The organism is Phreatobacter sp., assembly GCF_051860605.1.
Classification (GTDB): Bacteria; Pseudomonadota; Alphaproteobacteria; order Rhizobiales; family Phreatobacteraceae; genus Phreatobacter.
In genome coordinates, this window is the sequence record NZ_JBHYDR010000009.1 from 59707 (window position 1) to 73742 (window position 14036).

Here is a 14036-nt window from a genome sequence, read left to right on the forward strand (position 1 = left end):
GACGCTGGGCGTCCGGCTGGCTGGCGGGATACTGCGGTCTTTGCCGCAGCGCACTTGACGGTTCGTAGATAAGCTGACTACCAATGTCAACAATCTCTGATCGTTCCTAGATTTGAACGTTTTCAGAGTCATGAACCTGATTGTTGCTGTTCTAAACTAGGCCTCAAAATGATGTCTCTTCCCCGATCGACCGCCCGCGGCGACGGCGCGACTGCTGCGACCGTGGGATCATCTCCCGGCCCGGACTCGCCTCCCACCATCGACGTGGTGACCCTGATCGGCGAGGGACGCGAGGCGATCATCCTGCACCGGGGCGAACGCTACCGGCTGCGGCTGACGGCCAATGACAAGCTCATCCTGACGAAATGACCCCTGCGCCCATGATCCCGGAGTCCCGTCTCTCACGCCTCCAGCCAAACCGCCGCGCGGTCCTTGCCACGGCACTGGCCGCGGGGCTCGGCCCGCTCGGCTTCCGCCCGGGCCACGCCACCCCGGTGGAGCCCCGGCGGATCGTCGCCGCAGGTGGCGTCGTGACCGAGATTCTCTATGCGCTCGGCGCGCAGGACCGGATCGTCGGCGTCGACGCGACCAGCCTGCATCCGGCCAGCGCCCTGACCGACAAGCCGAATGTCGGCTACGTCCGAGCCCTGTCGCCAGAGGGCGTGCTGTCGCTCGCACCTGACCTGGTCATTGCCATCGATGGCGCCGGCCCGCCCGACGCGCTGCGCCTCGTCGCCGAGGCAGGCGTCAGGGTCGCGCGCATCTCCGAGGACACGTCCCCGAACGGTGTCACCACCCGCATCCGCACCATCGGCCGCCTGGTCAGCAAGGTCGAGGCGGCCGAGGCGCTGGCCGGTCGGGTCGAACAGGATTTCGCGGTCCTGGAGCGCGAGCGACCAGCGGTCGAAGGGCGCAAGCGCGTGCTCTTCGTGCTGTCGCTGCAGAACGGCCGCGCCATGGTGGGCGGGCGCGGCAGCAGCGCCGACGCGATCATCGGCTATGCGGGTGCGGTCAATGCCGCCGATCGGGTCGAAGGCTACAAGCCGCTGACCGACGAGGGCATCATCGAGGCGGCGCCCGACGTGGTGCTGATGATGGAGCGTGGCAACCATGCCGTGGCCGCAGAGCAGGTCTTTGGTCAGGCGGCATTCGCAGCCACCCCGGCAGCGCGCGCTCGGGCGCTCGTCACCATGGACGGCCTCTACCTGCTGGGCTTCGGCCCGCGCACACCCGCAGCCGCGCGCGACCTGATGGTCGCTGTCTACGGCAGGCCCCGCCCCGCCGGAGCGGCGCCGTGAGCCTCGCCGCCTCACAGGCTTCGGTCACGGGCCTGTTCGCCGCCCGGCGACGCCGGCTCGCCCTGGCCGCCGGCTTGCTCGTCCTGCTGCTTCTCGTCCTGGCGGTTCTGGCGCTTGGCGTCGGTGCGGTGCGCATCGCGCCGGGCCGGGTCATCGAGGTGCTGGGCGCCGCGCTGTCCGGCGACCGTGAGGCCCTTCAGTCGCGCGAGGGGCTGATCGTCCTGTCGATCCGCCTGCCCCGGCTGCTGCTCGGTGCGCTGATCGGCGCGGCGCTCGCCGTGTCCGGCGCGCTGATGCAGGGCCTGTTCCGCAATCCGCTGGCCGATCCGGGCCTTGTCGGCGTGTCGGCCGGTGCGGGGCTTGCCGCCGCCGCGACCATCGTCCTCGGCGACCGCCTGTTTGGCATGGCCTCGGGTCAGACCCCGTTCATCCTTCTGCCTATCGGTGCCTTTTTCGGCGGGCTCGTCTCCACCTTCGTCCTGTATGGAATCGCCACACGCCACGGCCGGACCTCCGTGGCCATCATGCTGCTCGCCGGCGTCGCCATCGGCGCCTTCGCAGGAGCCATGACCGGGTTGCTCGCCTATGTCAGCGACGACCGCCAGCTGCGTGACCTCACCTTCTGGTCGCTCGGCTCGCTGTCGGGGGCCAGTTGGACCAAGCTCACGGTGGTGGCGCCGCTGGTCCTGCCCGTCCTGCTTGCCGTGCCGATGCTTGCCCGCGGGCTCAACGCGCTCCTGCTCGGCGAGGCGGAGGCCTATCACCTCGGCATCGCCGTGCAGCAGCTCAAGACCCTCGCCATTGTCATGGTCGCGATAGCCGTCGGCGCCAGCGTGGCGGCTGCGGGCGTCATCGGCTTCGTCGGGATCGTGGTGCCGCATCTGCTGCGCCTGATGTTCGGGCCGGACCACCGGATGCTGCTGCCGTTCTCGGCCCTTGCCGGCGCAACGCTGCTGACGGCGGCCGACCTTGTCGCGCGGGTGCTCGTCGCGCCCGCCGAATTGCCCATCGGCATCCTCACCGCTGCCATCGGCGCACCGTTCTTCCTCTGGCTGCTGCTCGGTCGCGACCGGACGCTGGACTCATGAGCGTGCTTCTGGAAGCGCGCGACCTGGCGCTCGCCTATGGTCCGGCCCGCCCCGTGGACGGGGTGTCGCTCAGCCTGTCGGCCGGCGAATTGCTGGTGATCGTTGGCCCGAACGGCGCCGGCAAGACCAGCCTGACGCGGTTGCTGACCGGCGAGGTCACCCCCTCCTCCGGCACGGTGCTGCTCGGCACCGAGCCGCTCGGCGCAATCCCCGCCTGGCGTCTTGCCGCCCGCCGCGCCGTCATGCCTCAGGCGGCCCGCCTCGCCTTCCCCTTCACGGTCGGCGAGGTGGTGCGCATCGGCATCGATGGCGTCGGCCGCGCGCTGCCCCGGGCGACCCGTGAAGGCATCATCGCCGAGGCGCTGTCAGCCGCCGATGTCGGCAACCTGCTGGCCCGAAGCTACCAGACCCTTTCGGGCGGCGAGCAGCAGCGGGTCCAGTTCGCCCGCACGCTGGCGCAACTCAGGGCGGGACGCCGGGACGGCTCGGCCCAGCTCCTGTTTCTCGACGAGCCGGTGGCCAGCCTCGACCTTGCCCACCAGATCGCCCTGATGGAGAGCGCCGCGAGCCTCGCGCGCGAGGGCATCGCCGTCGTGGCCGTGCTTCACGACCTCAACCTGGCCGCGACCTTCGCCGACCGGGTTCTGGTCATGAGCCGGGGTCAGACCCATGCGCTCGGCGCACCGGCCGAGGTCCTGACCCGGCGTCTCGTGCGCGAGGTGTTCGGCGTCGACCTTGCCCGCGACGAGGCGCGCGTTGCCGGCCTGCCGGTGGTGCTGCCGCAGAACTATGCCCTGACGCGGATGGAGCGCGGCGCCGCCTGACCCTGGCCGGCAACCGCGCGCGTTTCGATATCGGCCAGGCTGGTCTCCTCCAGCGGCTGGAAGAAGCCGCGATGGGCGCGGAACATCAGCTTGGCGACGGGGTCATCCGTCTGGTCGGTCAGCAGGAAATTGGCGGGGCAGTCCGTCGGCTCGAAGGCCCGCACGATCTCGGCCACCTTGATCTCGTCGGCACTGCGCACGAGCCGCAGCCCGCCATAGCGCCCCCGCTCCGCTTCAAGGAGCCCTGAGCGGGACAGGGCATGTGCGGTCTTCTGGACGTTGAGGAAGGTGATCCCGGTCGCAGTGGCGAGATCCGCGGCCTTGACCGCCTGCGGCCAGCGCGCCGAGAGCTCGGCCATCAGGCGGATCGCATCGAGGGTTCGCTGGTTCAGCCACATGCAACCTGCATAGCCCAACCCGCGAAACGATCAAGGACTCGTTCCTGGCTGTCGGCACGGCGGGAAGAACCTGACGCGGCGCGTGAACCTTTCGGCGCGTCATTGCGACCGATGCTTCGGGACCCCCTTTCAAAACCCGAGGAGCCGACCGATGCGCAGCTCAAGCCTCCTGTCCTGCAGGGCCGTTGTTCCCACGCTGATGCTTGTCATCGGCCTGGCGAGCGGTCCCGCCTTCGCCGCTGCCGATGGCACGGCCTCGTCCTTCCCGCCGCCCCCGCCGCCGGACACCACGGCCAGCACGGCAACCGACAGGCCGCCGCCTGCCCCCACGGCCAGCGCCATGGACCAGTTCCGCGAGACGTTGCAGCGGTTCGGCTCGTTCCACCAGCATCCGCTTTACGGCGAGGTCTGGCGGCCCTCCGAGCAGGTCGCCGCCCCGGGCTGGAGCCCCTATCCGCGCTGCCACTGGCAGTTCGACCGCGAGCAGCGCACCTGGGTGTTCAACGACCCGACCGAATGGGGCGGGATCGTCCACCGTCACGGCCGTTGGGCCAATGATCCGCAGTTCGGCTGGGTCTGGATCGCCGATGCCAATTTCGGACCGGGCTGGGTCGTCTGGCGCACCGGTCAGCGCGAGATCAGCTGGGCGCCGATGCTGCCCGACCAGCATGGCGGCCAGTCGCCCCGCGAAGGCTGGCAGACGCAGGACCAGATGTCGTTCAATGCCGGCTGCCGCCAGCCCGGTCCGCCGCCGCCGCAGCGTGCCGCTGCCCCCATGATGCCGGGACCGGCCATGATGGGCGAGGTCGGATACGGCGCCATCGGCGGGGCCGTCATCGGCGGCGGGGTCAGCATCCTCGTCATCGATCGCTGCCGCCGGCAGCCCTGGCTGCGCATCTGCCGGCCGGTGGTCGGTGGCCTGCCGCCGAGCTGCTCGACGGGCATCCGTCCGTCCTGGTGCCGGCCGGTCTGCGCCACGCGGCCCCACCTGCCGGGATGCCGGCGCCCCGGCCCGGTTGTCGGCGGGGTCCAGCTGCCGCCGGGCGCAACGCCTGGTCCGCTCGGTGCCCTCTGCGCCACGCGGCCGCATCTGCCGGCCTGCCGCGGCGTGAACCGCCCGAACCTGCGCCCCTTCGTGCCCCGCCCGAGCATGGGTCGGCCGATAATGCCGCGCCCGATCATCGTCCGGCCCGGCCCGCGTCCCGGCCCCTTCATGGGTCGGCCCGGCCATCGCCCCGGCCCCTTCATGGGTCGGCCTGGTCACCGGCCAGGGTTTGGTGGCGGACGCATGGCGCGCCGCTGACGCCCAAGGCCTGAACAGCCGGATCCCCGGGGGAGCCATCTCCCGGGGATCCTTCCTTTTGTCGGGCTCGGCCCGCAATGGCCGGGCTTTGACGTATTTCGTGAGACGGGGGCTGACGCCGGAAGGGCGAATGCCTATGAAGCGGGGATGATCGCCCTCCGTCGCCGATCGTCCAATGCCTGCCCGGTCACCGGCATGCCCGACTCCGGGGTCCAGCGCCATGTCTGAACGCCCCCCGGCCGCTGCCCGGCGCCCTGCCTCGGCCCTCCTGCGAGCCATGTTCAGGGGCGAGGCGAGCGGCGGCATCGCGCTGATGATTGCGGCGGTGGCGGCGATGGTGGTGGCGAACTCCCCGTTGGCTCCGGCCTATTTCGCCGCGCTGAAGACCTATGTCGGGCCGCTCAACGTCCTGCACTGGATCAACGATGCCCTGATGGCCGTGTTCTTCCTGCTGGTCGGGCTCGAGATCAAGCGCGAGTTCATCGAAGGCCAGCTCTCCACCTGGCCGCGGCGCATGCTGCCCGGCATCGCCGCAGCTGGCGGCATGATCGTGCCGGCGCTGATCTATGTCGCGTTCAACATCGGCACGCCGGCGACCCTGCGCGGCTGGGCGATCCCGACGGCGACCGACATTGCCTTCGCCCTCGGCGTGCTGGCCCTTTTGGGCTCGCGCGTGCCGATCTCGCTGAAGATCTTCCTGACCGCGCTCGCCATCATCGACGATCTGGGCGCGGTGGCGATCATCGCGGCCTTCTATACGGCCGACCTCGCCCTGCTGTGGCTCGCGGCCGCCCTGCTCACGCTGGCCGCGCTGGTCGTTCTGAACCGCGTCGGTGTGACTTCGCTTGTGCCCTACATCATCCTCGGCCTCGTTCTCTGGCTCTTCGTGCTGAAGTCCGGCGTCCACGCAACGCTGGCGGGCGTGGCGCTGGCCCTGACCATTCCGCTGCGCGTCGCTCCGGGGCCTGCCGCCTACGGCCATCCGCCGTTGGTCACGATGGAGCATGCGCTGCACCCATGGGTCGCCTTCCTGGTGGTGCCGGTTTTCGGCTTCGCCAATGCCGGCGTCTCGCTCGCCGGCATCAACCTTGCCGCCGTGATGCAGCCCGTCCCGCTCGGCATTGCGGCGGGCCTGTTGTTCGGCAAGCTCGTCGGCGTGTTCCTGGCGACCTGGATCGCGGTCAAGGCCGGTCTCACCGACAAGCCGGACAATGCCAGCTGGACCCAGGTGTTCGGCATATCGCTCCTGTGCGGAATAGGCTTCACGATGAGCCTGTTCATCGGCCTGCTTGCCTTCCCCGATGCGCCGGCGCTGCAGGATCAGGTGAAGATCGGCGTGCTCATGGGCTCGCTCACCTCAGGGCTGGTCGGAACCCTGGTCCTGCTGCTGGCAAGGCGCGAGGAGCGTCCCGTCATCGCGCGCTGACGGGCTGGCGGCATGGTAGGTCCGCAACCAGGCCCACGGTCCCGCAAGCCGCTGCAATGGCCGGCCGCAGAGACGGCCCGTACCTCCTCCCGCCATGGCAGCACGACCGCTGTCGCCCATCAGAGGAGAGCATCATGGCCCACCGCATGTTCACGACTGCAGCCGCCCTGGCCATCATGGCCGTTGCAGGCACCATCCAGCCCGCCGCCGCCGACAAGCTGTCCGCCAGCGACACCGCCCCCCGGAACCAGGAGAGTTCGGCCGCCCCGGCTCCTGCTCCTGTATCTGTCCCGGTGATGACCCGCATCGACCCGCAGCAGGCCGTCGAACTGCTCCAGTCGATCGGCTATCGCGCGCGGATCTCCCACGCGGATGCCCGCAATGTCGATATCGAGACGCGGATGGCCGGCATGACCGTCGTCATGACCCTGGTCGGATGCAACGAGGGCCGCCAGTGCTCGTCGCTGCAGCTGCGCCTGACGGCAACCCTGCCGTTCTTCGGCCTGACCACGGACCCGGCCGATCTGCAGGCTGCCCTGGTCGCCACCAACCGGTGGAGCCATCACCGTCGATATGCGGTGGCCTATGTCCATCGCAGCCGGCATTCCGGCGAGAACGTGGTCGCTTTCGCCACGGACCACGCCGTGTTCCCCGGAACGACGCGCGATGCGATCAGCTTCACGATCCGCAACTATGCCGATCTGGCCGGCGAATTCGCGGCCTTCATGCGCGACCCTTCGAACCGGACCATGCCGAACGCGTGACCCCGGATCAAAAGTGGAACCCTTGCGAAGGCCGGGCTGTCAGGGCCCGGCCTCAGCCACTCGGCAGATCGGCCGGCATGCGCAGCGTCGCGCGGCCGGTCATCAGCGCCATGGTCGCCGAATCATAGAAGCACCGGGCCCGGCAGATCAGGTCGCCGCGAAACTCCAGGAGATCGAGCCGCTCGCTCTCGTGGATCCTGTGGGTGCGCTTGATCTCGAAGGTGCCATGCCAATTGATCGCGGCATGGTCTCCGACCAGGACGATGGTCTCGATGACAATGTCGCGGATGACGAAGTCCGTGTGGAACTCGGCCATCGCGACCTTCAGGCCTTCGATTCCAACCCGCGTTCCCGCATGCGGATTGACCGCCGGATTGCCGACCAGCGTGAATTCGCAGTCATCGGTGACGATCGAGAACATGACGGAGGCATCGCCGCGGGCCCAGGCCGAATAGGCGACCCTGAGCTTCTCCTGCCGCGACAGGGGACCCGATACCAGCCTGATCGACATCGTGGCTCCCTGAAATCATCCAGCGGCACAAGGTTACCCGTCCCATGAGCCGCCGCAAGTCCGGTCAGGCTGTCCTCCGGTCGAGCGCTGCCGGATCTCACGCCGTCTGAACCGGGCCGATCCGCCGTCACGGGCAGTTGTTGTGGAGCTTCCACTTCTGCTCGTGCCCGATGGCGATCGCGAATGCGGGAACACGGCAGCGTTCGGCCTCCGCGGCTGAATCGGCCGATCTGACGCCCCGGGCGGTGGCCGGCGGCAGTTGCAGGGCCACCACGCCGACAATGAGGACAGAAGCCGCAAGAACCGCGAGCTGCCCCGGCACGAGACGCTGGACGTCCTCGCGCCGGTGAATCTCGCAGGCGCCGCCCGGGCAGAGCTGCGCCTTCTCCCGGTTGAACAGGTTGTAGATCGTGCAGCCGATGCAGATGCCGAAGGCCGCCTCGAAGAACAGGAAGGTGATGCAGAGCAGGCAGACCAGCAGGACCAGCGGCCCCCGCACGTCGTTGAAGACGACCAGCACCATCATCGCCGCGGCGAGTGCGAGGCCGATGCTCCAGGCGAATCGCTTCTGCGGCGCCCCGACATAATCCGGCTTCTGGTGCCGGACGAAGATGCGGCCGAGCACCAGGCTGGGGGCATAAGTCGGGTTGACCAGAACGCGGATGGTGAAGTCGATGAAGAAGGCGACGACAGCGACCCGCGTGAGCGAAAAGTCGCCGAGAAACCATGCCTTCATGAAGGCAACGCCCGCCAGCAAAAGCAGCAGGCCGGCGCCGGCTCGGGCCTCGCGTTCGTTGAGAACGCGCACCGGATAGGCCGGGTGGTCGAGGCCGAACTGGAAGAACCTGGTCATGGGCGGATGTCCGGATGGGGGCATGGCGATTGCTACTCTCGCATATAGAAAACGGAATGTGTATGATCCTGATCAGGCGCGCAAGCACCGCGTCGCGCTATACAGGCTGATCGGACCGACGCAGACACCGCCCCGGTGAGCCATATCAATGCGCAGATCCGCCACCATGCCATTGCCTTTGGTCGTCATCCGCCCGGATCGTGCCATGTCCCGCCAGCCGGCCACCCGAAGGACCGTCCTGCTCGCCCTGGGGGCGGGCCCTGTCATGGCGTTGGGGCCTGGCGCCCGGGAGTTGGTCGCCGCGCCCGCCGCGATCGCGGAACGCGCGAAGCGGCTGCTGGCAACCGCCAGCAAGGGCCGTGACTGGACGACGGGTCGCGGCGTCAGGCGCTGGCCGCTGATGATCGCCGGCGAGCAGCAGGGCACCCTTTGGGAAGACGTTGATCCCCGCAGCCTCGAGGTCGGCGATCACTGGGAAACCGGCTCGGGGTTGCGCATCGAACTGGTTCACGACGGCCGGGTTGTCGGCATGATGTGGCTCGATCATGAATGATGCTCCCATCGGACGGCCCCGGCAATGAAGGCATGGCGCACACTCGTCGGGGTGGTGATCATCTGCGTGGCCGTCACCGGTGCGGCGGGCATCTACTGGTATCTCTACCTGTCGCCCATCGTGCTGCGGCTGGCCGTGGCGCCGACCGGCAGCGAGGCCGCCAATTTCTTCGCGGCCTTTGCAAGAGTCAGCGAGGCGGAGAAGCTGCGGGTCCGCCTCGTCCTGGCGCCGCTGACGAACCTGGCCGAGACCTCGGCAGCGATCGATGCCGGCGACGTCGATCTCGCCATTGCCCGGGCCGACTATCGATTGCCGGCGACAGGACTGGCGGTTGCCAGCCTGCACCAGAACATTGTGATCCTTGCGGCCTGCAATCCGATCGCGGCCCAGCCACCACCGGCCCGGCGCGGAGCGCCCCCGGCGGCTGTCAGACCGGCATCGATCCAGGGATTTGCGGATCTGAGGGGCCGGCGCGTCGGCGTGCTCGGCCGGGGTCCGGCAAATCGCGCCCTCTTCGCAAGGCTCGCCGCCTATCACGGCCTGGCCGCCGGCGATGTCACGATCGTCACCTTTACCGAGGTCGCCGACATCGCGACGCAGACCAGAAGCCAGCCGCTCGACGGCATCTTCGTGTCCGCGCCGCGGGGAGATCAGCTCATCGGCTCGGTCCTCAGTGCCATGGCCTGCCCCGAGGGCCGCAGCCTGGCCATCGTTCCGCTGGCCGAGGGGAGCGTCTTCCAGGCCCGCAACCGGATCTTTGCCTCGGTCGAGATCGTCGCGGCAGAGTTCGCGGCGAACCCGTCCCTGCCGGCCGACGCCATGTCGACCCTTGCCTTCTCATCAATCCTCGTCGCCCGGCGGGGGCTTGCCGATGACGTGGTGGAGGAATTCACCAAGCAGCTGTTCACATTGCGGCATGGGCTGATCTCGCAATATCCGGCGGCGGCTCGGATCGAGGCCCTGCCCACCGATCGGGGCTCGGCCTTCACCCTGCACCCGGGCGCGGCGACCTACTATGACGCCGAGGCCAAGAGCTTCTTCGAGCGCTACGAAACGCTGATCTACATCCTGCTGTTCGGCTTCAGCGGTATCCTGTCGGGGTTCATCTGGATCTGGCGATCGCTGTTCCCGACCCGCCGCCTGCTGGTTCACGAGGAACACCACGCCTTCGAGGCTCTCGTCGGCCGGGCGCGCCACGCGCGCTCCCCCGAAGTGCTCGATGTGCTGGTCGCCGAGGCGGACGCCCTGCTCGCCACGCTGTCCGCCAACATGCTGGACGGGCGGATCGACCTTGAGCTGAAGCCGGCCTTCGACATCCTCACCGAAAGGCTGGACACGGCCATTGCGCAGCGCCGGGTCGTCCTCTCGCAGAGCCCTCCGGCCGCCGCGGTAGGTGCCGAGGGCCAGGCCGATGGTCAGCCGCCCGATCCCGGCAGCCGCGCCTGAGATGTCCCTCCCCGCACGCAAGGCGGGTGCGCTATAGCAAGGCAGGCCCCAAAACGACAAATCCCCGCGCCGGGACCGGAGCGGGGATTTGTCGCCTCACCGGACGGGGATCCGGAGAAGAATGGTGCGGTCGAGAGGACTCGAACCTCCACTCGGTTAAGAACTGCCACCTCAAGGCAGCGCGTCTACCAGTTCCGCCACGACCGCACAGCCGGGCAAGCCGACGGGCGGCTGTCTAGCAGAGCGTTTCCCGGCCCGCAAGGCTGGAGGAAGCCCCGCCAACAGCCTTCATTCAAACTCCATGATGATGGCATCCACGGCCAGGCTGTCGCCCGGCTTGGCGGCGATCGACTTGACCTTGCCGTCGCGCTCGGCCCGCAGCACGTTCTCCATCTTCATCGCCTCGACGACGCACAGCGCCTCGCCGGCCTTGACCTCCTGGCCGACCGTCACGGCGATGGACTTGACGAGGCCTGGCATCGGGCAGGTCAGCTTCTTGCCCGTGTCGGCGGCCACCTTCACCGGCATCAGCGCGGCCAGTTCGGCCTCGCGGCGGGTATAGACATGGGCCCGGGCGGCAATGCCGCGATAGGCAATCGCAAGGCCGTTCGGCACGGCGCGGACGAGAAGGTTCACCGGCTTGCCGTCGACGCGGCCGGAGAACACCGGCTGGCCGGGCACCCAGGACGACGCGACCGTGTGCGTGCGGATTTCCGAGCCTCCGGGCCCGTCGAACAGCCGGACCGCGATGCGCCCCTCCTCGTCGATCACCTCGATATCGTGGCGGCTGCCGTCCAGCAGCACCACCCGCTCGCGGTCGAAGGCAACGCGGTGGCCCTGGCGCATCTGGCCTGAAATGCGGCGCTTGCGCACGTTCAGCAGATGGTCGGCAAAGGCTGCCACCGCAGCCATCACGCCGGCCGCCTCGCCTTCCGGCGCACGGGCCTTGAAGCCGTCCGGATATTCCTCGGCGATGAAGCCGGTGGACAGGTTGCCCGACTGCCAGCGCGGATGCTGCATCAGCGCCGCGAGGAACGGGATGTTGTGCTGGATGCCGTCGATGGCGAAGCCGTCGAGCGCGTCGGCCTGGGCTGCGATGGCCTTCTCGCGCGTCGGCGCCCAGGTCACCAGCTTGGCGATCATCGGGTCATAATAGAGCGAGATCTCACCGCCCTCGAACACGCCGGTATCGTTGCGGACGATGGCATCGCCGGCGGGCCCCTCGGCAGGCGGGCGATAGGTGACGAGACGGCCGATGGACGGCAGGAAGTTGCGATAGGGATCCTCGGCATAGATGCGGCTTTCGACCGCCCAGCCGTTCAGTTTCACCTGGTCCTGCGTGAGGGCGAGCTTCTCGCCATAGGCCACGCGGATCATCTGCTCGACGAGATCGACGCCGGTGATCATCTCCGTCACCGGATGCTCCACCTGCAGACGGGTGTTCATCTCGAGGAAGTAGAAGGAGCGATCCTGGCCGGCGACGAACTCCACCGTGCCGGCCGAATCATAGTTCACCGCCCTCGCCAGCGCGACCGCCTGCTCGCCCATGGCGCGCCGGGTCTTCTCGTCGAGCAGCGGTGACGGCGCCTCCTCGATGACCTTCTGGTTGCGCCGCTGGATCGAGCACTCCCGCTCGCCGAGATAGACAATGTTGCCGTGCTTGTCGCCGAGGACCTGGATCTCGATGTGGCGCGGATTGACGATGAACTTCTCGACGAAGACGCGGTCGTCGCCGAACGAGGACTTTGCCTCCGACTTCGCCAGGTTGAAGCCCTCCGCCACCTCGCCGGCCGAATGGGCGATGCGCATGCCCTTTCCGCCGCCGCCGGCAGAGGCCTTGATCATCACGGGATAACCGATCTCGTCGGCGATGCGGGTGGCGTGGTCGGCATCCTCGATGACCCCGAGATAGCCGGGAACGGTCGAGACATTGGCGGCCGCCGCAGCCTTCTTCGACTCGATCTTGTCACCCATGGCAGCAATGGCGCCCGGGTTCGGACCGATGAAGATGATGCCGTTGTCCTTCAGCGCCTGGGCGAAGGCCTCACGCTCCGACAGGAAGCCGTAGCCGGGGTGAACCGCCTCCGCGCCAGTCTGCTTCGCAGCCTCGATGATCTTCTCGATGACCAGGTAGCTTTCGGCCGCCGCCGGCGGGCCGATATGGACCGCCTCGTCGGCCATCTCGACATGCATGGCATCGCGGTCGGCATCCGAATAGACCGCGACGGTGGCGATGCCCATCTTCCGCGCGGTCTTGATCACACGGCAGGCGATCTCGCCGCGGTTGGCGATGAGGATCTTCTTGAACATGCAGGAAGTCTTTCGGGGCAGCACGCGACAGAAGCGGATGGGACGGGTTCTAGTGGGCAAGCCCCGACCCGTCCACTCCGCTGATGGGATGACGAGCCGAAAGTCGCAACCTTCGTGCCAGCTTCTGCCCCGAAAGACGCTTTCGTCAGCCCCTGAGCGGCTTCAGGGCCCCTGCCCACTTCGCCAGTTCGTCCAGCATGTCCTTCGCGCCCTTCTCCATCATGTCGTTGGGCTTGAAGGTGGCGTCCGGGCCGAGGAACGAGCCGAAGCCGGGCACGGCCACGGATTCCGGCAGCGGCATCATCTTCAGCGTGGTGACGATCGGCTTGATCGACTGGATGGCGCGCAGGCCGCCGGACAGTCCGCCATAGCCCGCAAAGCCCGCCGGCTTGTAGGCCCATTCGGTTGCCAGATAGGTCAGCGCGTTCAGGAAGGCCGGCGACACGCCGTAATTGTATTCGGGCGTGACGAACACGAAGGCGTCGGCCCGCTTCACCGTCTCGCTCCACTTCTGCGTATGCGCATGCTCGTACTGGCCGAGACGGGGATGCTTCGGCTCATCGAAGACCGGCAGGTCGAAATCGGCGAGATCCACCAGTTCGGCCGTGAAGCCGCCATGGGCGGCAGCCTGGTCGTTCATCCAGCGCGCCACCTGGGGCCCGACGCGGCCCGGACGGGTGCTGGTGATGATGGTCTGCAATGTCATCGGCATGAAGGGCTCCTGGCAGTCTGTCCGGGCGGCGCGCGGCCTTCACCCGGAACGGAAAGGCGGTTACTGTTTGTGACCAGGACTAACTACGGAACCACTCCCATGTTCCGCAAGGAGGCACGTTTGTGAGCGCGAGGAACATGCATGTGACCGAGGCGGTGATACGCCACGCCCTGCCCGACTGTGCGGCGGTCAAGCCGGTGCTCGCCCGCGTCGGCGACAAATGGGCCGTGCTGGTCGTGCGCATGCTCGGGCCCGGCCCGCAGCGATTCAATGCGCTGAAGAAGGCGATCGGCGGAATTTCGCAGCGCATGCTGACGCTGACCCTGCGCGGGCTGGAGCGCGACGGGCTCGTCTCGCGCACGGTCTATCCGACCATCCCTCCGCGCGTGGATTATGAACTGACCCCGCTCGGCCACTCGCTGATGGAGCCGATCCTGGCGCTGACCAGCTGGGCGGTTGCCCACCACGGAGAGATCGCCGCGGCACAGGATGCCTTCGACAGCCGGCAGGCAGGCCCGGCGGCCATGAACGGCCGCTGAGGCGGAAGCGG

Annotated in this window: 15 protein-coding genes and 1 tRNA gene; 10 read left to right on the forward strand and 6 right to left on the reverse strand. The window is 68.3% G+C overall.

What is annotated here, in order from left to right:
* The first annotated feature begins 168 nt into the window (after window positions 1-168).
* The 4 genes from hemP to ACTIFS_RS15880 are packed head-to-tail and all read left to right on the forward strand — an operon-like array spanning window position 169 to window position 3210.
* Window positions 169-369: a hemin uptake protein HemP gene (gene hemP, locus ACTIFS_RS15865; RefSeq protein ID WP_439575095.1), complete on the forward strand. Its 201-nt coding sequence runs from the start codon at window positions 169-171 to the stop codon at window positions 367-369.
* Between the two features lie 11 nt (window positions 370-380).
* Window positions 381-1298 (forward strand): heme/hemin ABC transporter substrate-binding protein, encoded by a 918-nt coding sequence (locus ACTIFS_RS15870; protein WP_439575096.1) that lies wholly within the window; start codon window positions 381-383, stop codon window positions 1296-1298.
* Window positions 1295-2386, forward strand: coding sequence for a FecCD family ABC transporter permease (locus ACTIFS_RS15875; RefSeq protein ID WP_439575097.1), 1092 nt, complete (start codon window positions 1295-1297; stop codon window positions 2384-2386). The genes ACTIFS_RS15870 and ACTIFS_RS15875 overlap by 4 nt, the downstream gene beginning before the upstream one ends.
* Window positions 2383-3210, forward strand: a complete 828-nt coding sequence (locus ACTIFS_RS15880; protein WP_439575098.1) for a heme ABC transporter ATP-binding protein — start codon at window positions 2383-2385, stop codon at window positions 3208-3210. The genes ACTIFS_RS15875 and ACTIFS_RS15880 overlap by 4 nt, the downstream gene beginning before the upstream one ends.
* On the opposite strand, the gene ACTIFS_RS15885 is transcribed toward ACTIFS_RS15880, so the two are convergent.
* Entirely contained in the window at window positions 3174-3608 is a 435-nt protein-coding gene (locus ACTIFS_RS15885; protein ID WP_439575099.1) for an RrF2 family transcriptional regulator, read from the reverse strand. The two genes, ACTIFS_RS15880 and ACTIFS_RS15885, sit on opposite strands and share 37 nt — an antisense overlap.
* Window positions 3609-3759: 151 nt before the next feature.
* Between ACTIFS_RS15885 and ACTIFS_RS15890 the strand changes: the two genes are divergently transcribed.
* The 3 genes from ACTIFS_RS15890 to ACTIFS_RS15900 all read left to right on the forward strand — a co-directional run bounded on the left by ACTIFS_RS15890 (window position 3760) and on the right by ACTIFS_RS15900 (window position 7101).
* Complete coding sequence (locus tag ACTIFS_RS15890; RefSeq protein ID WP_439575100.1) at window positions 3760-4911, forward strand: DUF6600 domain-containing protein; 1152 nt, start codon at window positions 3760-3762, stop codon at window positions 4909-4911.
* A gap of 220 nt (window positions 4912-5131) precedes the next feature.
* Window positions 5132-6337 carry a Na+/H+ antiporter NhaA gene (gene nhaA / locus ACTIFS_RS15895; RefSeq protein WP_439575101.1) on the forward strand — a complete coding sequence of 402 codons (1206 nt, stop codon included), beginning with the start codon at window positions 5132-5134 and terminating at the stop codon, window positions 6335-6337.
* A gap of 134 nt (window positions 6338-6471) precedes the next feature.
* Complete coding sequence (locus ACTIFS_RS15900) at window positions 6472-7101, forward strand: YbjN domain-containing protein (RefSeq protein WP_439575102.1); 630 nt, start codon at window positions 6472-6474, stop codon at window positions 7099-7101.
* Between the two features lie 52 nt (window positions 7102-7153).
* Here the strand turns inward: ACTIFS_RS15900 and ACTIFS_RS15905 are convergent, their stop codons facing one another.
* Window positions 7154-7612: a nuclear transport factor 2 family protein gene (locus ACTIFS_RS15905; protein WP_439575103.1), complete on the reverse strand. Its 459-nt coding sequence runs from the start codon at window positions 7610-7612 to the stop codon at window positions 7154-7156.
* A gap of 127 nt (window positions 7613-7739) precedes the next feature.
* Window positions 7740-8465: a DUF4395 domain-containing protein gene (locus tag ACTIFS_RS15910; RefSeq protein ID WP_439575104.1), complete on the reverse strand. Its 726-nt coding sequence runs from the start codon at window positions 8463-8465 to the stop codon at window positions 7740-7742.
* Between the two features lie 205 nt (window positions 8466-8670).
* On the opposite strand from ACTIFS_RS15910, the gene ACTIFS_RS15915 reads away from it, so the two are divergent.
* Entirely contained in the window at window positions 8671-9018 is a 348-nt protein-coding gene (locus ACTIFS_RS15915) for a hypothetical protein (protein ID WP_439575105.1), read from the forward strand.
* 24 nt (window positions 9019-9042) lie between these two features.
* The gene (locus ACTIFS_RS15920) at window positions 9043-10464 is read left to right on the forward strand and encodes a TAXI family TRAP transporter solute-binding subunit (protein ID WP_439575106.1); all 1422 of its coding nucleotides are present in this window, start codon (window positions 9043-9045) and stop codon (window positions 10462-10464) included.
* 122 nt (window positions 10465-10586) lie between these two features.
* On the opposite strand, the gene ACTIFS_RS15925 is transcribed toward ACTIFS_RS15920, so the two are convergent.
* The 3 genes from ACTIFS_RS15925 to ACTIFS_RS15935 form a co-directional block, all read right to left on the reverse strand.
* Window positions 10587-10671: transfer RNA gene (locus tag ACTIFS_RS15925), tRNA-Leu, on the reverse strand.
* An 81-nt stretch (window positions 10672-10752) separates the two neighbouring features.
* Entirely contained in the window at window positions 10753-12774 is a 2022-nt protein-coding gene (locus ACTIFS_RS15930; RefSeq protein ID WP_439575107.1) for an acetyl-CoA carboxylase biotin carboxylase subunit, read from the reverse strand.
* 145 nt (window positions 12775-12919) lie between these two features.
* On the reverse strand, window positions 12920-13486 hold the full coding sequence (locus ACTIFS_RS15935; RefSeq protein WP_439575108.1) for an NADPH-dependent FMN reductase: 567 nt from the start codon (window positions 13484-13486) through the stop codon (window positions 12920-12922).
* Window positions 13487-13623: 137 nt separating this feature from the next.
* On the opposite strand from ACTIFS_RS15935, the gene ACTIFS_RS15940 reads away from it, so the two are divergent.
* On the forward strand, window positions 13624-14025 hold the full coding sequence (locus ACTIFS_RS15940; protein ID WP_439575233.1) for a winged helix-turn-helix transcriptional regulator: 402 nt from the start codon (window positions 13624-13626) through the stop codon (window positions 14023-14025).
* Window positions 14026-14036: the final 11 nt, after the last annotated feature.